We start from the raw sequence: 24,092 nt of genomic DNA on the forward strand, positions 1-24,092 counted from the left end.
GGACGGCCCGGACTATGGGAAACAGGTCAACTCCGCGGACGGCGCGTACTGTGGGAAACAGGTCAACTTTGCAGACGTCCGGGACTGTGGGAAACAGGTCAACTACGCGGACAGCCGGGATTGCGTGAAACAGGTCAAGTTAGGCAAGCACTATGGGAAATACAGCAAGTTTAGTATCCCCCCATATGTCAGCAACAAACTAAGGGGGGAGGAAATAAGAAATACAGGTTATTGTTTTTTATCAAGAAAATTAAACAGCAAGCGACCATCTTCTTCAGTGGTATATGTTACCTTTAATGGCGTCTTCTCATTAATTTTCTTCAGAGCAGGTTCCAGGAAGGTACGCTTCATTTCAGCAATATTGTTTTTCTGCGAGGCAGGGAGCATAAACCTTTCACATAACCAGTCATGTGTGGTGATCCAGACACCAGTGCTCCGGAACTGACACAGGCTTTCATAAAGCCGGATGACACGAACACTATTAAGCTGGCCACAGTCATAGAGAGAATAGGTAGTGAACTGGGAGGTTAAGCCGACAAGGAATGGCATGACCTTGTAGTTAAATTCAATCTGCCAGGAACCCCGGCCTCGCTTCATTCCTGCTTCAGCCAGCCACGGACGTTTAACTTCTTCAAACTCACCTTCTTTTGGATAAAAGGTAACCGTTGATTCGCCCAGAGCATTTACGCCAGCCTTCACATCACGACTGGCGACAGACGTAGCGACATTGAAGTATTTGACGTAATCGGAAACGCTGATTTTGAAGAGCGGCAATACGTCAGAGTCATCTTCCTGGCTGTCATTAAAATAGGCCTGCATGAGGCATAACCACAGCACACGTTTTGCCTGAAGAGGCAGGTAATATGCAGCTTCGGTCAATTCGTTAGATTGCTTTATACTGGCGCGTTTTTTAAACGTTTTAGTAGCTGGCAAGAGTGCTTGAGTATCCATTTCAATGCCTATGGGTAAATTTTTACCCACCCATAATGACAGTGAAAACAGAAATTGCAAGCTATCGCGATACTTATCCACCGGAAAAATCTGCACTTTATCCACAAGTGGATAAGTGAGAACTGAACTTGACCTCTTTCCCATAGCTTGTTGATGCGTATCCCATAGCTTGTTGACACAAAACCCACTGATACGTGATTAATTTCCCATATTATGTTTACCAGTTGCCCATACAGGCCCCCTATCAGGCCGCACTGTACGCGGCTTTCAGGCTCCCTAAAAGGTGTAAAATTAAGAAAAAGAATAAAAAAGTACTTTATAAAAATATGCCCGTGGATAAGTGGATAACCCCGAGGGGGAGGTGATTTTTCAGGCATTTAGCGTAAGCAGAATTTATAAGTTTTGTTCCCTGGTGCTTCCTCGCTCACTCGGGGCTTCGCCCTGTCGCTCGGCTGCGGCGAGCACTGCTGGCTCGATCATATCCGCGGCCAGAAGTTAGACATACTGCCTATTCTGTCCAGTTCTGCTGGCTGTGCTGGATCTGGGCTGGTAATATCAAAGCACTACGATAAGTGGAGCCAATGATGAAAGCGGTAAGGCAATGAGTGCTGGCTATCTGGCTAGACTACGCGAATTAGATAAATTACTGCATTTACACTGTAAGTCTTAGCAGAGAGAGCAGTTTGATATCACAGGATACCTAACTAAGGCCGCGCCAGTGGCCTTTTTTACGCCTGTCTTCCACTCCTGCGCCATAGCTTGACGTTACAGAACCGCGAATGCAGTTTTTATCGCCTCTCAAGTTGTTTCATCAGCGCTACCGCATCGGCTTCCGGCATGGCGAACTGCACACGATGGCGCGCCGCGACATCGAGCGCAAACACCTTGGTATAGACTTCCGTCGAGCTGATGGACTTATGACCCATCAGGCTCTGCAATACTTTCAGGGGTATGCCGGCGTACAGCATGTGCATCGCGTAGCTGTGTCGGAACGTATGCGGGGTCACCGGTACAGAGAACGTCACCCCGTCATCTGCGGCAGCAGCAACCGCTTCGGCAAGCCAGGTCCGTACCGTCCGGTCAGTGATCTCCCAGAGGCGCGCCTTCTCTGTTCTCCCTGTGCGCCTGTTGCGCCGCTCCAGCGGGATTTTCAGCGTGGCCACCATCATCTCCAGCTGGCCGACGTAGTTCGCATCAGAAAGCGGTACCAGACGGTGAACCTGACTGCCGGCCGGAGCGCGGCCTGCCGTTCTGGCGGCTTTCTCGGTTCGTTGTTTAAGCGTGGCCAACTGTACGAACGGCCAGGGCGGTGCCAGCGAAAAGTCAGCCCTTGTGAGTGCCAGCGCCTCGTTAATGCGCGCGCCCGTATTCCAGAGCGTCGCCAGCAGCATCTTGCGGTGAAGGTCCGGGACGTAGTGGAGCAGGGCGCTCACCTCCGGGGCCAGCAGATATTTTGGCAGATCGTCCTGTACCAGTGCCATCTGGCGCAGCGCGAGCGCAGCCGGATAGTCAATCACCACAGGCACCGAATATTGCGGGCCAGAAAGGGCCGGAAGTTGATGCCTGTCCATCAGTTATCTCTCGCTGCAGTCAGTTTCTGAATACAACGCCCCCGTACACGCCAGAGAACGCGCCACGCTGACCACGGCTGCTCCGAGAGTCGATCTTCTGGCATTTCACAGAGATGTCGCAGACAACGGGACAAGCGAATGGCCTTCAGCCCCAGGCGGGAGGCCTGCTGGTTGAGCTCAGAAATCCCGGCAGTACCATCAAAAGGCGTATTTTCATAGAAGGTGGCATCAATGGAGCTGGCCGCTTCCTGTCTTAGAACCGGTAACTCGCTGAGCCGGTACATCAGGTCCGAAGGAAGAGCCCGCCAGTCCCCGGTAACAGATGTGTAATCAATTTCTGGTATAGGGTGTTCAATCCTGACATAACCATATTGATCATACTTTTCTGGGCCATCTGACTCCTGGGCGGAGCCAACGCAGCGCTGTGCAAACCGCTCAAGAATAAAGACCAGCTCCGTAGCGATAAAGAGACGTTCGCTGGCAAGCTTCGCAGCTGCTGCTTCCTTCTCTCGCTGTGTTATCCGCCACTGCCCGTACCACACACCACCGAATGCAGCACCGGCGGACAAAACCCCCGTGATGATCTGCGGCCACAGACTGGCACTGTCCTTGACCACCTTCACGCCTTCAGTTGCAATAAACCAGTCAGCCATGTTTGTTCCTTTATTGAGAAATCCCGTCATCCCTTTCATAGCGACTTTCTGCTAAAAGGTTCATTGTGCATTCTGAAATACACCCATTCATCATCGACTGGCACACCCGGAGGATGCGTCAGACTTCCGTTTAAGGGAATGCAAAGAATCTTGTCGGTCACAATCCACCCTTGACGCTTAGGGCTCCATTGAGCAAGACGTTCATTTTCCTGGTTGACGATAAACTCCAGTTCTTCATATCTGGAACCGTAGCTGATCGCTCGGTACCAAAGCCTGCTATGCCCTAAAGATTTGAGAACGGGTATCAGTGTTTCGATCTTGAACTGAATCCTGTCTGTATCCATTTAATTTCTCTTTTAATAGTCCCGGCATAAAATCATCCCCGCTGCCGTCATCCCTTCGCGACCGTATTATCACTTTCAGCGATATTAACCATAATGATAATAAGTAGACATATAACCACGCTTTTAAATTACCGAATGCACGTTTCACGGAGATCCGACTTTTCCGTTATTTCAAACTTTCCGGAAGTGTACCACGGTCAGGGAATAAGCAAAGCGTCCTTTTAGGGTGGTGAGCGGCCGGTCACGGGGCAGGGGAGGGACACAACATATAGCGTCATCGTCAGCTGGGAACACCGCTACATCTTGTGTTTCCGGGCCGCTGCGCGCCGGCGGGGTTCGCAGAGATCCGGAACTCAGGGTTTTCGGATCTCCGCTGAAATGAGAAGGGGCAGGCGTTGCTGTAGCAACAGCAGTCATCACGTTCATTAATTGCATAGACATCACAAATTATAATCATAAAACACATTAATTAATAGATAACTAAAAGATGCTAGGTTAGCATCAGTAGCAAAACAAAGATGAAAGGAACGATGATGCTCAGCCAGCTTAACCTGCGTTTTCACAAAAAGCTGATCGAGGCGCTGAAAGTGCGTGCCGGTCGCGAAAATACTTCGGTCAACGCCCTGGCGGAACGCTTCCTCGATAACGGACTGAAAACGGTCGCGCCCGGCGACGGGTATTTTCAGCTGGTAGCGGATCCGGATGCCACCGTCCGGCAGCTGTACCGGCATATCATTCTCGGCCAGACCTTCGGCACCGCTCCGGTCTCCCGGGATGAGCTGCGATTCATCCTGACCTATGCCCGGGAGGCCTTTATTTGCGGCCAGAACAGGCTGGCCACACTTCCTGCCCTGGGCACGCTGCTCAACATCACCCGCGACCTGCTGGCCTGGCAGGTTGAGAACGACCGTCCGGTTGACGGCCACTACCTGAAGGGGATCTTCCGCCTGACCGGAGAAAACTGGATGGAAGAGTTTGACGCCTTCCGGGCAGCGCTGCGCCCGGTCGTGGATCAGATGTATGGCGAACACCTTCTGCGTCCGCTGGAGAGTGACTGCTTTAACTTCGCCGATATTCCCGACAGTGCACTCGCTGGTATTTTTACCCTGCCGCGTCTGAAAGCCGTTTTCCCGCTGATGCTGCGCGGGCTGGACTGGAGCGGGGAGAAGGCCAGAGACCTGGCTCAGGAGCTGCGCCCCGTGATCCCGGCCGTAACGGAAACCATTGAGGCCGGTACGCTGCGCCTTGAGATCCGCATCGACGGCCAGCACCCCGGCGCGCGCCCGGGCGCCTGGTATGAGACACCGCGGCTGCATCTGCTGATCACCGGGCAGGACTTCGTGGTGCCGTACGGCTGGGAAGTGTTGTCCGAAATGCTGGGCCTGTTCAGCCTGTATGCCCGCTATCCTGAAGCGCTTGCGCACGGCCACCAGGGCGAGCGCGTGATGTTCTCCCCGCCCGGACACGTCACAGAGGAAGGGTTCTTCGGTACCGACGGCCTGCGGATTTTTATGCCGGCGGAGGCCTTTGCGACGCTGGTCCGGGAGCTGAGCACGCGATGCTCTGAAGGCAATCTTGCGGAGGCCCTGACCGGGCTGCGCTGCCTGTACGGAGATCTGTAGATGGCCACTGAAAATGCACTGGCCCGCGCCGGCTTTGAAGGCCCGGTACTGAAGGCTGAAGATGACCGTTACGGGTATACGGCGATAGCCGAAGGGCTGGCCCGTAGCATCAGCGCCCTGGATGAAAATGTCAGCACTGTGATTGGTATCGAAGGGCAGTGGGGCTCCGGCAAAACCAGCCTGCTGAATCTTCTGACGGACAAGCTTAAAGCTCAGGTACCGGCCACCACGCAGATCGTGGTCTTCTCCCCCTGGGTCAACTCACCGGATGAAAGCCCGGTTAATGCGCTGATGATGACCATTGCGGCCAGGCTGGCGAAGCTGGATACGTCAGCCATGGCGCAGGCTGGAAAGGTTGCGCCCCTCGCAGAGGATATCCTCAACTACGCGCAGCAGACTTCACGCCGGCTTGCGCCTGTGACGCGATTCGCCGGTAATTTTATTCCGGGTCTGGGGCTTGTCGCAGACGGTATGGATGCCCTCGCGAACACCGGCCTGAGCGGGCGGGAAAAAACCGCGGCTGAACTCCGGGCTGACATTGAAGATAAAATTGCCGGGCTGGGCGTCAGCTTTATCGTTGTGATTGACGATCTGGATCGTCTGGAGCCTGCGCAGGCAGTGGAAGTGCTTCGTATGGTACGGTCGGTTGCTGACTTCTCACGATTCCGCTACGTGATGTGCTATGACCGGGACGTCCTGGCGCATGCGGTTGAAACTGGCCTCGGTGTGCAGAACGGCAAACGCTACCTGCAGAAAATTATCCCGCTGTCGTTCAGCCTGCCCCGACCGGAAAACTTCGCTTTACGCAGGGAGTTTCACCGGGGAGCCATGACTATCTGGCAGGAAGTCTCCGGTCCTGTAACTGATAATGAGTCTTCAGAACTCCTTTCTCACTATGTGGATGTCTATGGTGAGGGGCTCAGTACGCCCCGTGAAGTCAATCAGGTACTGAACTCTATCCGGTTCCGCTATCCGGGGCTGCGTGATTATGTATTTTATCCCGACCTGTGCCTGCTTCAGCTGATTTCAGTGGTTAACCCTCTCTTCGCCGGCTGGGTCGAGCACTACCTCACCGTATGGTCTGTGGTTGAAAACCGGGACGGCATTGCACATGAAGACGAACAGAAAGCCCTGATTGCTGAACTTGCAGAGGCGCTAAAGAAATTTGGCGCGTCCCGCGCCGCTTCGGTATGGGAGCTGCGTGCCTGGATGCCAGGAATATCCGGGTTTGAATATGACCATCTCCGGTTGTTTGAAACTATTCCCCTTCAGGATACTGAACGCTACCGCCAGAAACGCAGGCTCTGCAGCGGTGAGTACTGGCGCTATTACTTTTCATATTCTTCACCCCAGAACGTTATGTCTGATGAAGATATCAGCAGCATTATGAAACTTGCAGCATGTAATTATGCGGGGCTGAAAAAACGTCTTCTGGACAGTGTGACCAGTAATGGTGTGTCATCCCGGACCTGGTTTGAACACATTCTCACGCGTCTTTCGCCTTCCGTTACGGTCGGAGCAGAAACCAGCGCAAAACGCAATTTGGTAAAATTCTTCTTCAGCTGCAGTGACCAGGTTCTGCCATGGTACAGGGCGCGGGATATCTTCTTTCGGCAGGAAAAAATCGGTATCGATGGCCTTGTCAGCCAGCTGGCTCTGCAGATGATTACCAGGGACCGCAGGCGGGCTATCAGTTTTATATGCCGGTGTTTCCGACAAACCCGTGCATTTGTCTGGGCGACAGTCTTTCTGCGCAATATCCGGGCTAACTCCGCTCAGGGCGACGCTGTTTTCACCCAGGATGAAATCACCATTTTCTGTACTGCGCTCAGTGAGCGACTGCAGGAAAAGCACATCCAGGAAAAAATGCCTGATGTACCGTATCTGGCTACCTTCTTGTATGCATGGCGTGACATAGCAGGCGAGCAAACCGTCGCGCAGTGGATCTCAGGAGTTGATCAGTCTGATCGTGATTTTCTGAAGATGTTGCTTAATCTGCGCACGGCAGTCAGCAGCAGTAATCAGGGTGATTATCTGCGGCTTGACCTGGATGTGATCGGTACTGTTTTTGGTATCACAGGGCTTATGGAGCGGTTTGAGGATATAAAAGCCAGGCAGGAAGCCAGCCTGACGGGTATGATAAGCGGGATTGAAGACGCCATCTTACTTAATAAAAATACTATCTGAAGCTTTCACTATTACGGCAACTGGCTACGTTCATTCGCCAGAGGGGATGGCTTCCTTCCAGACCGGAGTGCGTCGAGGTAATAAATGTCCGCTTGGTGCCAGGAGCAGACATTGATAACATTGAGATATGTTAATTTATGGGGAGCAGGTCAATTGACTGCAGCCTCCAGTTTTGGCGGATAGGCGGCCACTGTAGTTCTTACCAATCATTGAACTCTCCATGGACTGAGTGACCGCTGCCCTGCCAAGGTCGGAGATTCAGCAGAGCTGATCGCAATGGTAAGCAAGTTTCGTTGTGCCCATACTGCTAAAAGACCGCTATTCCAAGTTGAGTGCGAACAGGATTGTTCCGAGTCTTCAAAGCCGCGTTATAGCAGAACCAGCCAAGATAGATAACGTGGTTTGGAACTACTGTTGGGCTGGCTCATGCAAAAAACCTATTGGCTTGAGCACACAGATTTATGCAGCAGCGTCTATTGAGAATCGAACACTAAAGGCTCCGGCGCGATCGAGTTTTAGTGCATTGGTCAGTGCTTTCGCTCCTAAGACGCGATAATATTTAGGGAAAATAATTCATATCAAACAGAGAGGTTGGGAGTGACCAAGAGGGATGACTTCAAAGCAGCCACGAAATTAGCGCTTGCCCGTCGGGCTGCACATTTTTGCTCCAATCCGCGTTGTCTCAAGCTCACGATCGGGCCCCACTCCGACCCAAACAAAGCTTTGACTTCGGGTCACGCTGCACATATTCATGCGGCCTCCGAACTGGGGCCACGCTACAAGACCTCGCAGACCGTCGCAGAACGAACGTCCATAGATAACGGTCTGTGGCTTTGTCGGGAGTGCGGAGTCATTGTCGATGGTGACGACTGCGCTTACGACGCGGACTTGCTTCGCAAGTGGAAGCGAGACCACGAGAATATGGTATCAGAGGTCCGCACCGAAGGATATTCACGCAGCCTTGCCTTGCTTCAATCTGGGCGCATGGAACCGCAGATAGCGAAGGAAATCGTCTCTGCAATGACGGACCGTCGTTCGTTATGGGCCACATTCGATGCCGAATGTCCCGACCACGTACGACAGTCGCTTGATGAACTTCGTCGACGATTCACCGCTATTCGAGGGAATCTCCTCGACGGAACAGCACTTGATGAAATACTACTGTCGCTAACCAAGACGATTCTGATTTTCTTCGACGCGATGAAGTCAGTCGACCTTAGAACATTACGATGTAGTTCAGGTAATCCTGAGTGGCTCCATTTCAATGACGCACTGTCAGCACTTCGGAAATCCATAGGAATGCAGATTGCCAACCTTGCAAATGCCTACGGCATTGCCTTGTGCAAAGATCTTCAGAGTATTGCTCCGACCAGAATCTAGCCATCCTTTCACACAGGGTGCGCGTAGGGGGCCCATGAAGGCCCAAATAATGCAAGCCCGGGGCTTGCCAGCCTTGTTTGAGGAAAATCTTAGTGAATCCAGAGCAGATCGAGTTCAACAAACTTTTGAGCCAAAACCAGAAAGAAGCCAGCATAAAAGCATGCTTGCGAGCCGGCGACGATAAACTTAAGTGTTCTGGGAAAATTATCCACGCCCACTCTATCCAACGGGGAAAAATACTCGAATCTATCGCAGATGTAAGCGGAGAAAACGAGGGGAAAATATACCACCTTGGCTTAGCGCCGGCAGAGGACATGCAATCTATGCAGCCGGAATTCAAGCTACAAGGAATCAAAAAATTCAGCACCTTCACCGGATTCTGCGGCGGCCACGACAAAGCCATATTCCAACCGATTGAAGATGTAGCGTTCAGTGCAACGAACAAGCAGCTGAACATATACGCCTATCGGGCTGCAGCCAAGGAATTACACTCCATCCTTGAGTCAAAAGCTTTTTGCGAAGTTCTGCTGGGTGACAAGTTAAACGTTAATGACTTTCCAGCGCACTTCCAGATGACGCTACCGCAGATCAAGTCAGGCGAAATCAAGGTCCCTGACTTCATTCTCGAAGCCATGTTGCAAGGGGAGAAGAACCATCAAATTCGGGTACTGCACATGCAGTGCGAACATAGCATTTCTGAACTGCAGCAAATCTGCGACGAGTTGACAGACACTATCGAACGCGAGGAGTCGTTGGGATTCGAGCACGTCTACCATGTCCTCGACGGTGCTTTCCTTGTAGCATGCTGCGCGTCGTTTATCCCATACTTCGACCATGATGGCAGTCGGATCATATCCAAGCAGGAGGAGCAGCGAATGGCTCGATCAAGCGCAGCGAGCAATGCTGAAATAAAGAACGTGATGCTCAACGTTTTTCCGGAAGGCGATAAAACCCATGTCATCTTCACCTTCTCTAAGGGTAACCAGAGTTTCAAGGCGTCGATAGAACGACTGCTCAAGCTAGAGGATGAAGCGCTGAAGATTGGCCTTTCAAACATCGTGCTCAACTACGTTGAGAACTCCGCCTACGGTCCGAAGTACATTAACGATAACTTCAGCCCTGAACAGATCAAACACATTGCGGAGGTGTTCGCGGTCTCCGTATTCGACAGAAGTAAGTTTCGAAGGAGCGGTATCAACCTATTTGTTGGAAGACCAACCGCTGCGACCAAGTAACTTACCCCTAGAGGTTTTTTTCTGCGCTTGGCATATCCGCCTAGGATTTATTGCACACCTTGCGCAAAGGGCTGGCCACATTGTCGCTATTGGCCAGCAGTTTTCCCTTGTGATCCGTCAACTCGGCCGTCGCCCCCAACAGTGTTAGGCAATCCTGACCTGCTCACAGTTGATTTTTACACGTCAATGTTAGTCCTACATCCCTGCGGTTATGGCAAATGCCAACTTCCGCTGTTCGCTCATAGCGGACGTGGAACAGCGCTCTATTTCGCCCTGTTCTGTGATGTCGCAGGGCATGATGAACAAACCATTAAAGCCTTCTGGGCCAGCATAGCGCGCTTCTGGGTACTTGGTATCGTCGACAGGATTATTATCAGCAAATTAACCAGCTGCCAGGTGTGTTGGGATATGCTCCTGCTGACGGACTCAGTGAAGCCCATGCGGTGGGACTTTACAGCCGTGTCGCGGTGTTTCAGGATGAAAGCGGCCAGCAGGGACTCAGTCAGGTGCTGCTGACTCTTCGCACCGAGAATACGCGGGCGCTGCCGGCAGGCGCTTTTGAACAGTTTGAACCGCCGAACTGTATTGTTCACATTCTGACACCTGACCCAGGGTTCGGCGTACCAATTATTGGCCAGTTTAATTTCCTGTCAATGGGCTTCCGTTTCCGGGAAGAATCCTGCTCTCTGCACTGTTACACCGTGGAGGACTCCCGGGTCGGGGCCACCCAGACCCTGACGGAAGTAGCGGAAGCGCTCGTCAGTAACGTTGATGCCCCTCTCCGGGCCTACGCTTTACACCTTCCTGTCACAAGTCAGTAAGTTCCAGGCCGCTGCTGCGGCCTTTATTCTTTTATCTGGAAAGTGTTTATTCAGGAGAAGAGGTGTTCCTCAAGGCCAGCGCTTTCGTGTGTAAACCCGGCAAGTTTGAGGTTGTCTATCACACGCGAAGGATAGTTACGCCCTCCAATACTTTGGGACCAGATCTCTGATAACTCAGCTTCAATCGCCTGCGCAGTATCTGAAAAAGCAGCGGTCAACTCTTCTTTATAATATTCGTAGCAACGGTCATGTTCTTCACTGAAACGAAAACTCCGGACCTCCATTAATGCCTGTAGTCCGGCGACTCTCTCTGGCGTTGCCCACTGCATGAAACTGGCAAGAGAGGATTTGGTATCTCTAATCATTTTCATTTCATGCATCATCTCCTCGAACAGGTTCACAGGTACTACCGGGGTATCTGTAACTCCGGATATATCGTTACGTAATTCATCCTCCAGAGCATCCCGATCCCATGCCACTTTCCAGAAGTCATTGAGAATTAGCAAATCACTCATAGCCAAACCCGGAATAGTTACAGGCAGACCGATAATTCGTGCCAAATCTCTGCAACCTTGAATCATGTTCAATGCCTCCGTCAGTTCCCTGCTGCCGATGTCATTTTCAGATTTGATAGTTTGTATGATGTCATCAAGGCCTGCAGCCGGATCAGACCATGAATGCCGTGGCGGCAACTGAACGGCGATAGCATGAAGATCTTCACGACTGAGATTTTTGGTGAAAACGCCGGTGGAGTATTCCCTCTCCAGCCACTGAGTCAACCCGGCAAGTTCTTCCAGTTGCTCACGAATGACACGAAATTGGTCACGCAGAACTAATACATTGATAACACTGACATCTGTCAGATGTTTCTTGGCTTCCGTACTGTAACTGTAGCGAAATGTCTGACCGGTGGGATCTGTTTCACCAATACAGCGAATGAGAGGTTCCAGCGCTGACAGCTTTTCCTTATAACGCCGATCAAACGCAACCGCATGGCCTGAAAAAAAAGCCCATAGTTTCAAAATATCGTGCTGATTCAGCACCTTGTCTACTTCTGTATCGGGCGCAAGCGGCTGTTTTCTTAGTTTCGCAAGCCGGCTGAGATCCTCTATCTGACCCTTTATCGTTAATTCCACGGAGTGTCGCAGATTGAAACAGATAGGATAAATAAGCGTATCAAGCATTGCTTTTTGCCCCGAGGTAAGGGCATCAATGAGCAGGAATACGCTGTCAGCGAAACCATCAGCGTAGAAATAAAGGTCCGGACAACCGTTGTCTCCCACGCAGGCATTGTAAGCCCCCAGTGCATAATCTCCACGGAACAGGGCATTCCAGTTCCGTTGAGGTAGCTGTGAATCTGAACTTCCGTTAACTGTTGTTGAATCAACCATATGCATCCACTCTCTGTATAAAGCTTGCCGTTATAAACTGACCGGGCTATGTCAGAATGATTATCCCGCCGGACAAAGGTTTACTGCAACCCAGATAAAGAGTCGGTGAACGGGAGATAAAGATCAGTAGATCCGGGACAACCTTTTTTCGGATCTCCGAAAAATTAAGAAAGTGATAAAGGCATCATAATTAATTACATGCATCAAATTACACTTTAAAACATCAAATATAAAATATTGCATCACAATTACGCATGTGAGATGCTATAGCCAGTTTGCAGTCAATTGTCGTTAACAGGGTGCCCATAATGAAAGATGCCAAATCAAAAGACCCCTCTGAGTTGTTTAACACCATTACGGTGCGTAATGTGCCAGCTGATGTGGATGAAGCGATCACGAGGCAGGCTAAAGCCGCCGGCAAATCAAAGAGTGATTTTGTGCAGGAGTTTCTGACGGCAACGTTTGGCGATCTGATTGGCAATTTCATCCGTACCAGTGAACTGGTTGCCCTGATGGACCAGGAAATGGCGAGGATGGCCGGAACAGAACTGAGCGAGTATGTGTACGATCTGGAAATGACCCAGGCTGGTCACAGGGAGTTCTGCCGTATTCTCGGGATAAAGAACAACGATGATCTGCAGCGCATTATGCTGGCGGGTATGCCTTTCCTTGAGATACGAGCCAGGCAGTTGACGGGGGTTGGATACCTCGCAAGGGGGAACTCGCTCTATGCAGCACTGCTGGTCAATGCGGTATCGCGTGATGAAGAGACGGTACTGACGCTTCGCCAGTCACTCTTTAATATGATCCCTGAAAGTACCTTTCAGGAAATAGTTAATGAGCTGCGCAAGGCGATGCGAATGGAAACGTTTGAATGGTCGCTTATCTGAGCAGGTATATAAACGAGGGAAGCCCACCATAGGTGGGCTTCCGGTAACGCTTTGCCTGTAGTGCAACGCGACTAGAACCAGTAAAGGGGAAGTTAGCGCCGCAGGCGGATTCGTCAAAAATGATACATCCACTCAGCACGCAGGTCAACCCGACTGCGGGAGATAAAGTAATAAGGATCAGCAATGCCGCAGAATACCCCAATGAATACAGTGCTGCCTCTCATTTCCACTCCCCGGCTTGGTAGCTATATTGCCACGTTTAAACCTGTCGGCGATAATGAGCTGTACGGAACCTACGTCTGGAGCCAGCTTGCCGGTGGGTCGGTTTACCCGCTTTTGCAAAATCTTGAAATCACTCTGCGTAATGCTATCGATGCTGAAGCAAGAAGGCGTTTTGGCGAAAAATGGTGGGACAACCCTCAGTTCCGATGCGGGAAGATAATCACAACTACCGCTTTTTACGGAAAAATTCTGCGTGCCATTAAAAACCTTGACGATGCGTGGAAAAAGAGCCAACGGAAGAATAAACTCCCGACTCACCCACTTCCGCAGTGGAGCCATGATCAAATCGTGGCTGCGACGGACTTCAGTGCATGGCATTTCATTCTGAATAATGATTTTGCGGCACCTAACTCAACACAAAACCGGCATTACCTGTGGCCCGTTTCAACTGGCAGGGTTTTCAGACAGTACAGCAGAGTTTCTCGGGTTGAGAAAAAAGCCCGCACAACTCTCCAGGACCTGATCGTTGAAATGCGAGAATACCGTAATCGACTTTCACATAATGAACCTATATGGGTTAAAGCACCGAATGTATCTGACGCTGCCACCGCAATTGACACTATTCGCAATAAAATCAGGAAAATAGAGTCTTTGATAGGCATCATATCTCCTGATAAGCACCACATAATGGATAAAATGGGGCTGTTTAGTCATGCGTTGCGTATCTGCTCAGTACAGGAACTGGCAATCCATAATTTAAGCCAAACCTATTGCCCTCTGACACGACGACAAAAACGTAATCTTCGTGGCGTGATTTCCTTAGCTGGAAAACTAAACCGGTCACAAATGTTTGAGTACCACAACCGGATATATGCGCTTTACCAGGTCAGATAAAGCCGTAGATAAATGATAAATCTTGCTGTCCAAGTATGATATCAACCACCAAACAGGGTTTACCCTGGCTGGGATGTTAAAGTCTGTTTAACATGGCGCTTTCGCTCTTTCAGAAGTACCAGGGAAACTGAATGTGGTCCATCGGAAAGAGGTGATGCAGGAAAACCACATTGTCTCCTGAGGCATCTGGCCAGCGAAGATGCCCGCAGGCCCAGCGGTGTGATATAACGGGCCCGGATAGAGAGTAGTTCAGAACTGCTGCTACCGTACGCAAGGGCGTCGGAAAGATTACGAATATGGATGCGAGCATCAAGCAGCATTACCGGAAGTTCCATGATCCGATACATGTCCCATGCCCGCAGCGCTCGCCAGTCTCCCTCCACTCCCGCCAGACTGATTTCAGGGATCTTTGCGCTCGGAATGATCACCGGTTCTGCACGCGGAGCATCATTTTCTTGTATTTTCCCTTTATCAACAGCAATGTCTGCGCAATTGACTGCAAACGATTCAAGAATAAATATCAGTTGCGAACCAATAAAGCGTAACTCTGACGCCTGCTTCCGGTCACTCAGCTCCTGCTCATGCAGCCGTTTTTTCTCCGCCAGGATTTCGTCAAGCTGCGCTTTTTCTTTTATCGCTTTCTTTTCACGTGATCTGGTCAGTAGATGAGTCATCCAGACTATTGAAAGCGCCCCGGCATAAGGCCATCCCTGAGATAAAAAGCCCCAGAAATTAACCACCTGTTTCATCTGTTCAGTCGCCATCGAGCCTCCTCAATAAGACAGCCAGCTTTGGAAATAATGTCATATTTTTCACCGTTCTGCCTGGTCGGATGCCATCAGAACCGGAGACTGGGGTTTTCGGATGCGAAGTGAGAAAGCATATTTATATGATTATGGGGTTAATCCAAAGAAGGGGGGAGATGAAGCGTTTCTGAAAAAAAGATCGGGTCCGAACGGATATATTCGATTACATTGATGTATTCTACAACCGCAGTCGGCGCCAAAGTCACCTTGGCGCCGACAGTCCGGAGGCCTTTGAACCGGCCTTGTGGTGAAGACTGGATGAAGGGTCAGTCCAGTCAGACAGAGCTAATTTAGTTAAGGGATAAGCCCTAGCTTTGATTATCGGGGTTAAGATTTGAAGTCGTATTTTTCTCCTTAGGGAAGGCGGACCCATTGCAGCGAACCTCACCTTTGACGAACCTGTTACCCAGCGTCACAAATCCATCGATTTCAGCATCGGTTGTTCCATGAAGGTCCGGGTATAGTACTCTTAACTGTTCATCAGTTATGTTTGCGGTCTTTGCTCTGCTTAATACAGCGTGCCCCTCAAGGAGTCGCGCGGTTCCAAAGGGGTTGGTAAGCACTTGTTTTATAGTTTCTACAGACATCTTATTCGATCCTTTATATTGAATGGCGCATTTATTTTAGAAGGACGCGAAGATATGACTCAACCCTCGACTCGTCGCTTAAGATAGGGGTGGGGTTTTATGCCTGCTTCATTTAAGATCTGGTTTTTAATCTTTCAGGTGGATACTATGTCGAAAAAAGCAAAAAATAATGAGGAATTGATTAAGGTCGCTATGGCCAAAAATTCACTAAAAAATTTGGATAAATTTTTTATTCATCAGTGCATGGTGAGGAGATTTTTCAAATATAATCCGGAAGTTTTTAAAAAACTGAAAGAATTCAGGAGCCAGTTGGAGCGTATCGCTGAAAAAAATCTGGTATGTTCTGTGTCGCGAGCCCATGTTGTTTATTATGTAATGAATGCAATGCAGAATAGAAGAATGTTGACATTTCTTAAAAACGGCAGCATTACCGAATGTCGCAATTTTCTTTTTAGTCTGATCGAGCCGATAGACTCTTTATTCATGGTCAAGATTGAAGACCTGTTGGATGATGAAGTTGTGTATGAAATCATAGATTTGATGATTTTTACATGGCCGACTATTGATGATATATTGAGTAAAACGAATATGCTCCGTTATTTCACGTTTTACGCTTCAACTATCGTTATAGATTTCCAAAAACTGATGGTAATGCAGAAACTGGCTGAACAGGAGGAGATCCCATTGTATGCGATTAATGCTGAGTTTTCCCCAGAGTTGACAAAGTGGACTGGAGTTTCATTCAACCTCCTTGCAAAATATCCGGCGAATGTTTATGAAAGACATGGCTTAGGTAAAATATATCGGGACATTTATTGCCTTTTTAATTGTGGTGGAGCCGTAAGGAAGTTCAATTCGAATAATGTTACTATTATTGATGATAGCATTGGTAACGTGGTAGTTGATGGAGAAAAGAGCAATGGCAGGATGTATCTTTCAGTTCCTTACACCGAATTACCAGTCGATATTGATGAAGCCATGAGAATATTTAAAAATACTGTATCTAATCTATTAAAAGATAATGGGGTTTATCGCTACAATACGGGAGATGCGGACTACTGGCATTCGAACTTCTACAACAAAAATGATGGTGCTTCCATGCCAAGCACCCGGAATAAAAATAACATCGTTCTTCTTAAGCAGATAAATTCTATTTTAAAATTACAATCTGGATTGCTGGTCTGGGACAAGGTAAACATTGATGAGAAGTCAATAGAAGACTCATGTGAAGAGGTCGGTAGGTTGATTGAAAATAATAATGTTTTTACACGTTCTGAAAGCACACTGGCCAATGACTATGAATACGTTGCATCATTGATAAATCCAGAATCAAAATCTGGCGGGGATCTGTTGAGTAAAGTTTTATCAAAAAAAAATAATATCGTGGTGAAATAGCGAATGATATCAGCTGTTAGCTAATGGTGAAATGGGTGAAGTGAAACCGGTTTAAATGACGTTACGGAGATAACAGCATGCATTCAGAACACACGAGTTTAACCGATGTATTTCTGGAGGCTGTTTCCGATTGTTACTGGTTGCCTGGCGACTGACGAGCATGCTGATGGATCTGGTGCTGCTGGTGATTATTGTTACGGGACTGGTAGTCTACAGGTGCTGGCCATTTAAACGAAAAACGTGACATTGTGCAAAAGGCATAGAAATGATGCCTTTGACAGAGTGCCTGCTATTGACGACAAAAACGATGGCAATCAAAGATTGTCGGTGTGGTGAATCCCCCTGTGCGGCGGGGCGGAAACAGCATTGTTTTATCTGTTAAACCGAATGCGCGAGTCATGGTGGCTGACCAAAGACTTACCGGGAGGTACTCGGCACTACACCCACATTTGAGCCCACATTAGCTAGCGGTTGGCTCAAAGTCTGCTGAGTGCCAGAAGCGGACGTTAATCACATCATGTAGTGTTAGCCAATTGGCTCTGTTTTGCTGAAAATGTGATTTGCTAAAAGTGTACTTTGCTGGACATCAGCACAGGGCTTTTGGTAGATATTCACGTGTAATATAACTTACAATCAGTAAGGAAATGACTTAGGTCTTCATTTACATAGACTGGAAACCATTCATGAATTACCTCGATGATTTGCCTAAGCGGGATCAGAATCATGTTCACGATACAATGGCTAAGACTGCGTTCGAAGCTTTTATCGCTTCGTCAGGTGTGGTTCTCAAACAGAGTTCAGATGACAATGATTACGGCACTGATTACCAGCTCGAAATAATGCATGATGGAATGGCGACCAATGTCCGACTTCAGGTGCAGCTAAAAGGTACTGCTGCAGGTTTTAATACAGATGGATCTGTCAGTATTTCAGTTAAACGTTCAAACCTGAATTATCTCCTGATGAGTCCGGGTTCACTTTATGTCTGTCTTCATATTCCGACAAACACGCTGAAGGTTACCTCTGCTCAGAGTGTACTAACCCGCTATCAAAATATGGGCCCAAGCTGGCAGTCTCAGAAATCCGTCACCGTCAATTTCGCTGAAGATTTGACCATTCAGCACCTTATCAAGATTACCTCACTGGCCCGCCTTAGCGCACTTGACGCGCGCAACCGACGCGTAGCTCATAGGAAAATGAATGAAAATGACATGGTAGACCATGTAAGGGAATTGCTAACAGTTTATGAAGTCGCAGATGATACTGCCTCTGCGGTTCATCAACTTATAAACCTTTACAATAGTAATCAGACTGAAGTTATCAGTGCTGCATATGAACGATTCAAAACAGTATTAGGCGAAGAACATCCAGCAATGATGTTTTGCTATATGGCCGAGATTGATCTTGCAAGTGCTAATAAAATTTTTGACCGTCAGCGCGTTGAATTAGGTATTCTGAAATTGAAGGCTTATTCGCTTGCTGATGGTGCAGATCGTGCTGGGTTGCATTACTCCATTGGTAATGGATTTGCTGCCCTGAATGATTTCAACGAAGCACTAGAAGAATATAAAATAGCATGCGAGCTCAATAAGCAGAACTCTGACAATGAACTCATGGCGATGATTTTCAAAAATATGGGGGGCACCTATGCTGCTCTCGAAAATGAAAATCAGGCTGTCGAGTGTTACCTGCAGGCATTGAAACACAATCCTTATCTGGCTGAAGCCCATTATGCACTGGGTCTTTATTATCACAACACTGGCCAGTTCGAAAAGGCTTTGGAACAACTGGATAAAATTGTGTTTTCCAGCGATACGCAAGGAAGTTTAATTGATCTTCAGGGCTGGCGTATATCGGCTCTCTTCAATGTGGGTGAAGGCAGGTCTGCGTTTAGAGAAATTAACGCCCTATTGAGCCAGGCAGATAAGGCACAGTGGATATGGCCATGGTGTTTAAAAATTGTCTCGCAGTTTGGCCGTGAATCAATCGAGAATGCGAAGCTTAGTCTTACCTTTTGGGAATCGGCTTTGCGCCATTCTCCTGAAAACCCTTTAGTTCAACGAGAATTGCTGCTGGCTATAATCTACCTGCGAAATCGCAACATAAATGTTCATAAAACTTATCTCCAATTTAAAAATGATCTTGAGGCCTGCGCAAATAAAATAGGGTCAGATGCAGCAAGTGTACTGTGGGATCTGCTGGGTCATTGGGCAGAGGATGAGGAACTGGGAGATGAAGCCATATTATGTTTTGAAAAAGCCTATTCTCTTCAGAAAGGCGATTACGGGTTATGTCTTTCAATCGCGTTGAATAAACAACACAGGTATGAAGAAAGTAAAAACTTGATGAAAATCTATACGTTAGCCTTCCCTAATGACGATCAGGGATGGTACCGATTGGCGAGCACTTATGATTTGATGGGGCAATTGGAGAAATGCATTGAGCCTTATCTTCATAGCTTGTCTCTTAATGTCGATAACGACCATGCATGGTTTAATCTGGGTGGTGCCTTCTTCAATATGGGTAATTACCCGGAAGCACGGCGAGTCTGGAAAGAAGCAGTAAGTAGATTTCCGGACCATGAACTAACTGCGAAAATCAGAGCTGATATCCCCTTCATACTGACCGATGAGCCATTACAATAAAAAACAACACGAATAGCCACGGCTAAAGAGTATTCGCAAGAAGATGGTTAACTTCCGCTTCTCGCTCATAGCAGCCTGTCAATCTTCACTAAAACCATTCTAAAGTCCAATCTTGGCGTTATCCACTCTGCTCTCTTGAGATATTCACTGGCAAAGATCTGACTCTGGTATTTTTCGGATCTGCGGTGGAGAAATGAGAAAACAGGATATGTACAGCATATCCATATGCCGCGCATCTGCATATGGCAGACATACGCATATGCCAGTCATCTGCATATGTGACACCTATACAAGCCAATCCGGCATGCATATACTGCACATATGCACTCACACATCATGCATGATCAGTTGGAGGAACATCCATGCGCACAGTTTCGATATTTAAAAACGGCAATAACCGCGCCATCCGTCTGCCCCGGGACCTGGATTTTGACGGCGTCAGCGAGCTGGAGATCGTCCGGGAAGGGGACAGCATCATTCTGCGTCCCGTCCGGCCGACCTGGGGCTCGTTCGCGCAGCTGGACAGGGCCGATCCGGACTTTATGGCGGAGCGTGAGGATGTGGTCAGCGATGAAGGACGCTTTGAGCCATGAAGAAAACCTGGATGCTCGACACTAACATCTGCTCGTTCATCATGCGCGAGCAGCCGGCAGCGGTGCTGAAGCGCCTGGAACAGGCGGTGCTGCGCGGTGATCGCATCGTGGTCTCGGCTGTGACGTATGCCGAGATGCGCTTCGGCGCCACCGGCCCGAAGGCCTCGCCGCGCCATATTCAGCTGGTCGACGCGTTCTGCGCGCGCCTCGATGCCATCCTGCCCTGGGACCGGGCCGCGGTGGACGCCACGACGGACATCCGGGTGGCGCTGCGCCTCGCCGGGACGCCGATCGGCCCGAACGACACGGCCATTGCCGGGCACGCTATCGCGGCCGGCGCCATCCTGGTGACGAATAATACAAGAGAGTTTGAGCGGGTGCCTGCCCTGGTGCTGGAAGACTGGGTGAAGTAAACCCCTCTTTTCGACGTCAGGAGGTAAAGGCTCCAGGAAACAGCCCGTACACGGGCTGTTTTAGCAGATATCTACAGCAAGCTGTCCTGGACTGTAGCGTGTCTTAAAAGATCAGACTATCAGGGAGCGAAGGTCTCTCTTCCGAAATTATGGCGGTAAAAACAGTGGATCAGGCGGTACGAGAAACCGAGCTCTGGTTTGCTGCCGGTGGCAGGGCGATTATATTGTCACATTCCGTAATAACGTACTCCGGGATGAGATCAAATCTGGACGGATCCAGCTGACAGATGAATTCATTTTCAATGTGGTACGTTTCGTTAACGAATTTTCGTATTACCGGATGGTCCTGATCCAGTTCCAGTAAACGAAATACCTGCAGTTTTTCATAGCCGTTACGACAGCGATGGTACAGGTGTTTTATTTCATCTGGGCTGCTGACGAGAGCCTGAAGTCGCGGGTAATCAAAGCTGTCCACATACTCCCGGATATCCTGCCGGGCCTGCTGAAGTTTCTCAGGTGCCATTTCGGGGTAGCCCGTGCCCGCAGCTACTGGCTCGCGATGATCCAGCGGGACGATGCGTCGATGGAATAGATTGGACAGGAGCTGATAAGCATCGCCACTTTCGTCAACGATTTCAAAGTAGCGGCGAAGATAGATGAGCTTAATGATCTCCTCACAGTCTGCTGACTCGACGATGGATTTGCAGATCTGCATGAACGTCATGATATCGCCGTCGTTAACGGGTAATTCCTCCAGGACTCCGGCAGACAGACGCAGGCAGGAGGCGGTCACCAGATTATTGAACAGTTTTCTGACCGACTTCAGCGTGTCAATCACTGGCTCCACGTCATGCGTCAGCATGAGTACAGTCCGGTTCTTCAGGCATTCTCCGCTTGCGCGCCTGAACAGCATTTCGAGAATGGCGAACTTCTTGTTTTTGTCGAAAGAGGAGATGGGATCGTCAAGGATAATCAGTCCCGGATTTTTTGACAGGCATTCATACATGAACAACACAATCGCAAAGGCGTTCCGTTCTCCATAGCTGAGATGCTGGCTGCCACCGCTGACGTACCCGTCAAAATCCATGTGTCGTAGTCTGAGTTTTCTCTGGTCTCCCTCACCGGCAATATCCACCCTGTATTTATAGCCTGCATAAGTAAGGAAATTATTGATGTTTGTTTTGTGCTGTGCAATCAGCCGGACCATGCTGTCCCGGTGCCGATTAATCCTTCCTTGCAGCGGTCCGGCAAGGTTTATCAGGTCCTGAAGGGCCGCGTTCAGTCTGTTGGTGATCCCCTGCGTGTGTTCGCATTGCAGATCGGGGAAGAACTGCAGGTCAATCAACCTGGCAGTGAGCACCTCCCGAATGTTCTGCTGTTCCTGCAGGCTGAAAACATTCAGGCCTCTCAGCGCAGTAAGTTTCTCTGTCAGCGTGTCGGTCTGGCGTTTAAGCGCCACCAGGTACTCGATATGTTCGGCTTCTGGACCGTTCTGAAGCAGGGTGATGGACAGAAGGCGTTCTCTAGCCTCCTCCGTCAGGTAATTACCGAGGTTTTCCACTAGTCTGATGATAGCGGTCAGGTTTTTAATGGTGGATTTATCGTATTCCTCACTGACCTGGCGGATTTGCGCTTCCTTTTCCCTGATATCACCAGTACAGAACGGACAACAGCCATCTGAAATGGGTGAAAACTCGAGTCCCTTTGTCTGCCAGTCAATCCAATCAACGCGACGTTCACTGCGGATGTAGGGTTGATAGTTCTCAAGACCAGCCGGAATGTGGTGTATTTTATTTCCGCCTGATAGTCCTCTCATACCGGTAGAAGAACGTGAAATCCCGGAACTGGTTGATTTGAAGGCATTACTGAGTTCCTGCAGATGGTCTATCAGCGAGTTAAGCTCGGCATGTTCCGTGAAAACCTCCCGGATCGTTTGTGTCATCTCTTCTATTTCACGCTCTCTTTCCGCATGGGCTTCATTGCGGATAAGAATATTAAAGCTGTCACTAATGAGCTCGTCCGGTTGGAACGTAAACTGACCGACGTATTCCTCGTTAAAGCACATCACATCCCCAATCCCGTCAGCACCGATTACAGTGGGCCCGGCTTTATCGGGATTTCCTCCGCGCAGCCGGAAGGGCATCAGTGCCTGCAGTCCTTGTGTATTGTTCTGAGCCGCACAGCTTATGGCCCGTGACAGCGTACTTTTACCGGTACCATTAGGCGCAAACTTAATGTTAAGTTTATCGGGCGTAAGAATGATACGGGCTCGTACGATGTTATTGCAGTGGTGTATTTCAATGTCCATTTATCTGTCCTTTGCCAGTTATTCTGGGGGACTTCATATCGTGCCGCAATATGTGCCCGCATGCCGTGATGCAGATACATAATTGAGTCTGAAGGTAAACAGACAGCAAAAGCGTGATTTCAGGTAGTTTACTTCCACTTAATGCTCCAATTATAGTGTGCTTCAGTCATATACCCAGAGAACGTCAACGATGCGCTCAGCACGCCTTTTATTATCTGTAATACCGTTGCTTCTGGTAGCCTGTACCACAACAAAATCAACTGAGTCGGGTAAACCAACCGCCTCATCAGAAAAATCAGTAGATCTATTAGGGGAACTACGTGCCGGGCCGAATGCACCTGATGCAAAAAACCTAACACCTAAACCATAAGCAACAGGGTAATAAGCGGAACTTCCCTAAATAATCTGTTTTACGATATCAGTCTATGGTCGGACCGTCATAACCCCGTTGCCGCTGAGAACGCTCCAGCTCCAGCTCTTTTTCGTGCTGTTGTTGCTGAGACATCTGTTCGGCGGCTACCGCCATCTCATGACGCTGCACGACTCAGTTACCCACTCAAGCGTCGCGATAGCTTTCGCTAATCGCGTGTACTGGTGCAATATTTGCCGCTACCAGCGGCTGCGATCAGGAAAGTCTTTTTCATTGAGTTTGTTCTTTTATGTGAATTGTTCGCACATCACTCCCCGCATACACTTTGCAGGTATGACGGTTTGGCCGTGGTTCCGATTCTGCAATGCCGCCGTTGGCTAAATTAAAATCCATATGCCCGGATACGGACGCGTTTAGCGTAGCGGGGGAGCCGTCAACCGAGAGGATCATGCAATCCGCATCTATTTCTACGGTGTGCTCGCCAATTTTGTACAGTCGACCAGCGGGCTGGCCATCGTCGGCCATTGCGAACGTAATACCTGCCGCCACTATGGCGGCTATCAGTAAAGTCTTTTTCATAATCTTGCCATTAGCACAAAGGAAATTGTTAATGATGGTCAATTATTGACCTTGACGTACAATAATTTTCGATATCCAAACTAACCCCCTATAGTGTGACATGCAAGATAGCTGCTCTCCAGGACATGCCAAATGAGTGGAAAGATCAGTACCGTAAGGGAGAGCGACGGAGGACTTTACTTTTGCTGCGGGATAAGCGTCCAGCGGATGGTTTCCATCAGAAGTTGATAGTGCA

20 protein-coding genes and 2 pseudogenes are annotated in these 24,092 nt (G+C 49.2%); 12 read left to right on the forward strand and 10 right to left on the reverse strand.

The features are described 5' to 3' along the window. Positions 1–228: 228 nt before the first annotated feature. The 5 genes and pseudogenes from HMPREF3096_RS10425 to HMPREF3096_RS29135 form a co-directional block, all read right to left on the reverse strand. Positions 229–1,095, reverse strand: a complete 867-nt coding sequence (locus HMPREF3096_RS10425) for a replication initiation protein (protein WP_032420987.1) — start codon at positions 1,093–1,095, stop codon at positions 229–231. A gap of 644 nt (positions 1,096–1,739) precedes the next feature. Continuing rightward, a complete protein-coding gene (locus HMPREF3096_RS10430; protein WP_032420986.1) occupies positions 1,740–2,522 on the reverse strand; it encodes a site-specific integrase in 783 nt (260 codons plus the stop codon). After that, complete coding sequence (locus HMPREF3096_RS10435) at positions 2,522–3,214, reverse strand: hypothetical protein (protein WP_087834836.1); 693 nt, start codon at positions 3,212–3,214, stop codon at positions 2,522–2,524. Before HMPREF3096_RS10435 ends, HMPREF3096_RS10430 begins: the two co-directional genes overlap by 1 nt. Beyond that, positions 3,211–3,519, reverse strand: a complete 309-nt coding sequence (locus HMPREF3096_RS10440; RefSeq protein WP_048295720.1) for a hypothetical protein — start codon at positions 3,517–3,519, stop codon at positions 3,211–3,213. The genes HMPREF3096_RS10435 and HMPREF3096_RS10440 overlap by 4 nt, the downstream gene beginning before the upstream one ends. A gap of 171 nt (positions 3,520–3,690) precedes the next feature. Continuing rightward, a pseudogene (locus HMPREF3096_RS29135) lies at positions 3,691–3,888 on the reverse strand (hypothetical protein); the annotation flags it as partial. A gap of 164 nt (positions 3,889–4,052) precedes the next feature. On the opposite strand from HMPREF3096_RS29135, the gene pifC reads away from it, so the two are divergent. From pifC to HMPREF3096_RS30865, 5 genes are all read left to right on the forward strand, one after another. Beyond that, on the forward strand, positions 4,053–5,141 hold the full coding sequence (gene pifC, locus HMPREF3096_RS10445) for a transcriptional repressor PifC (protein WP_041937753.1): 1,089 nt from the start codon (positions 4,053–4,055) through the stop codon (positions 5,139–5,141). Continuing rightward, positions 5,142–7,328, forward strand: a complete 2,187-nt coding sequence (locus HMPREF3096_RS10450; RefSeq protein WP_011977808.1) for a KAP family P-loop NTPase fold protein — start codon at positions 5,142–5,144, stop codon at positions 7,326–7,328. Positions 7,329–7,925: 597 nt separating this feature from the next. After that, complete coding sequence (locus tag HMPREF3096_RS10455; RefSeq protein WP_048295721.1) at positions 7,926–8,708, forward strand: hypothetical protein; 783 nt, start codon at positions 7,926–7,928, stop codon at positions 8,706–8,708. A gap of 92 nt (positions 8,709–8,800) precedes the next feature. Continuing rightward, complete coding sequence (locus tag HMPREF3096_RS10460; RefSeq protein ID WP_011977806.1) at positions 8,801–9,943, forward strand: hypothetical protein; 1,143 nt, start codon at positions 8,801–8,803, stop codon at positions 9,941–9,943. Between the two features lie 398 nt (positions 9,944–10,341). Further along, complete coding sequence (locus tag HMPREF3096_RS30865) at positions 10,342–10,764, forward strand: hypothetical protein (RefSeq protein WP_011977805.1); 423 nt, start codon at positions 10,342–10,344, stop codon at positions 10,762–10,764. Between the two features lie 50 nt (positions 10,765–10,814). Here the strand turns inward: HMPREF3096_RS30865 and HMPREF3096_RS10475 are convergent, their stop codons facing one another. Then, positions 10,815–12,155 (reverse strand): hypothetical protein, encoded by a 1,341-nt coding sequence (locus tag HMPREF3096_RS10475; protein WP_041937752.1) that lies wholly within the window; start codon positions 12,153–12,155, stop codon positions 10,815–10,817. A 308-nt stretch (positions 12,156–12,463) separates the two neighbouring features. Here HMPREF3096_RS10475 and HMPREF3096_RS10480 point away from each other — a divergent pair, with 308 nt between their 5' ends. Together HMPREF3096_RS10480 and HMPREF3096_RS10485 are read left to right on the forward strand one after the other, a co-directional pair. After that, a complete protein-coding gene (locus tag HMPREF3096_RS10480; protein WP_011977803.1) occupies positions 12,464–13,045 on the forward strand; it encodes a hypothetical protein in 582 nt (193 codons plus the stop codon). Between the two features lie 183 nt (positions 13,046–13,228). Next, a complete protein-coding gene (locus HMPREF3096_RS10485; protein ID WP_048295723.1) occupies positions 13,229–14,161 on the forward strand; it encodes an Abi family protein in 933 nt (310 codons plus the stop codon). A 59-nt stretch (positions 14,162–14,220) separates the two neighbouring features. Here HMPREF3096_RS10485 and HMPREF3096_RS10490 read toward each other — a convergent pair whose 3' ends face one another. Next, the gene (locus tag HMPREF3096_RS10490; protein WP_048295724.1) at positions 14,221–14,925 is read right to left on the reverse strand and encodes a hypothetical protein; all 705 of its coding nucleotides are present in this window, start codon (positions 14,923–14,925) and stop codon (positions 14,221–14,223) included. A 176-nt stretch (positions 14,926–15,101) separates the two neighbouring features. Between HMPREF3096_RS10490 and HMPREF3096_RS31770 the strand changes: the two are divergent. Then, positions 15,102–15,218: pseudogene (locus tag HMPREF3096_RS31770) on the forward strand (IS3 family transposase); the annotation flags it as partial. A gap of 57 nt (positions 15,219–15,275) precedes the next feature. Here HMPREF3096_RS31770 and HMPREF3096_RS30870 read toward each other — a convergent pair. Continuing rightward, positions 15,276–15,554 carry a hypothetical protein gene (locus HMPREF3096_RS30870; RefSeq protein WP_048295725.1) on the reverse strand — a complete coding sequence of 93 codons (279 nt, stop codon included), beginning with the start codon at positions 15,552–15,554 and terminating at the stop codon, positions 15,276–15,278. Positions 15,555–15,701: 147 nt separating this feature from the next. On the opposite strand from HMPREF3096_RS30870, the gene HMPREF3096_RS10500 reads away from it, so the two are divergent. The 4 genes from HMPREF3096_RS10500 to HMPREF3096_RS10515 all read left to right on the forward strand — a co-directional run bounded on the left by HMPREF3096_RS10500 (position 15,702) and on the right by HMPREF3096_RS10515 (position 20,600). Continuing rightward, positions 15,702–16,949 (forward strand): hypothetical protein, encoded by a 1,248-nt coding sequence (locus HMPREF3096_RS10500; protein WP_048295726.1) that lies wholly within the window; start codon positions 15,702–15,704, stop codon positions 16,947–16,949. Positions 16,950–17,632: 683 nt separating this feature from the next. Then, positions 17,633–19,594 (forward strand): tetratricopeptide repeat protein, encoded by a 1,962-nt coding sequence (locus tag HMPREF3096_RS10505; RefSeq protein WP_048295727.1) that lies wholly within the window; start codon positions 17,633–17,635, stop codon positions 19,592–19,594. A gap of 362 nt (positions 19,595–19,956) precedes the next feature. Next, on the forward strand, positions 19,957–20,187 hold the full coding sequence (gene vapB, locus HMPREF3096_RS10510) for a type II toxin-antitoxin system VapB family antitoxin (protein WP_001261276.1): 231 nt from the start codon (positions 19,957–19,959) through the stop codon (positions 20,185–20,187). Continuing rightward, positions 20,184–20,600, forward strand: a complete 417-nt coding sequence (locus HMPREF3096_RS10515; protein ID WP_048295728.1) for a type II toxin-antitoxin system VapC family toxin — start codon at positions 20,184–20,186, stop codon at positions 20,598–20,600. Before vapB ends, HMPREF3096_RS10515 begins: the two co-directional genes overlap by 4 nt. Positions 20,601–20,769: 169 nt before the next feature. Here HMPREF3096_RS10515 and HMPREF3096_RS10520 read toward each other — a convergent pair whose 3' ends face one another. Together HMPREF3096_RS10520 and HMPREF3096_RS10525 are read right to left on the reverse strand one after the other, a co-directional pair. Then, positions 20,770–22,908 carry an AAA family ATPase gene (locus HMPREF3096_RS10520; RefSeq protein ID WP_048295729.1) on the reverse strand — a complete coding sequence of 713 codons (2,139 nt, stop codon included), beginning with the start codon at positions 22,906–22,908 and terminating at the stop codon, positions 20,770–20,772. Positions 22,909–23,548: 640 nt separating this feature from the next. Beyond that, on the reverse strand, positions 23,549–23,899 hold the full coding sequence (locus tag HMPREF3096_RS10525; protein WP_167878626.1) for a hypothetical protein: 351 nt from the start codon (positions 23,897–23,899) through the stop codon (positions 23,549–23,551). Positions 23,900–24,092 lie beyond the last annotated feature (193 nt).

It is taken from the genome of Klebsiella sp. HMSC25G12 (assembly GCF_001807705.1).
In the GTDB taxonomy this organism is placed as follows: Bacteria; Pseudomonadota; Gammaproteobacteria; order Enterobacterales; family Enterobacteriaceae; genus Klebsiella; species Klebsiella variicola.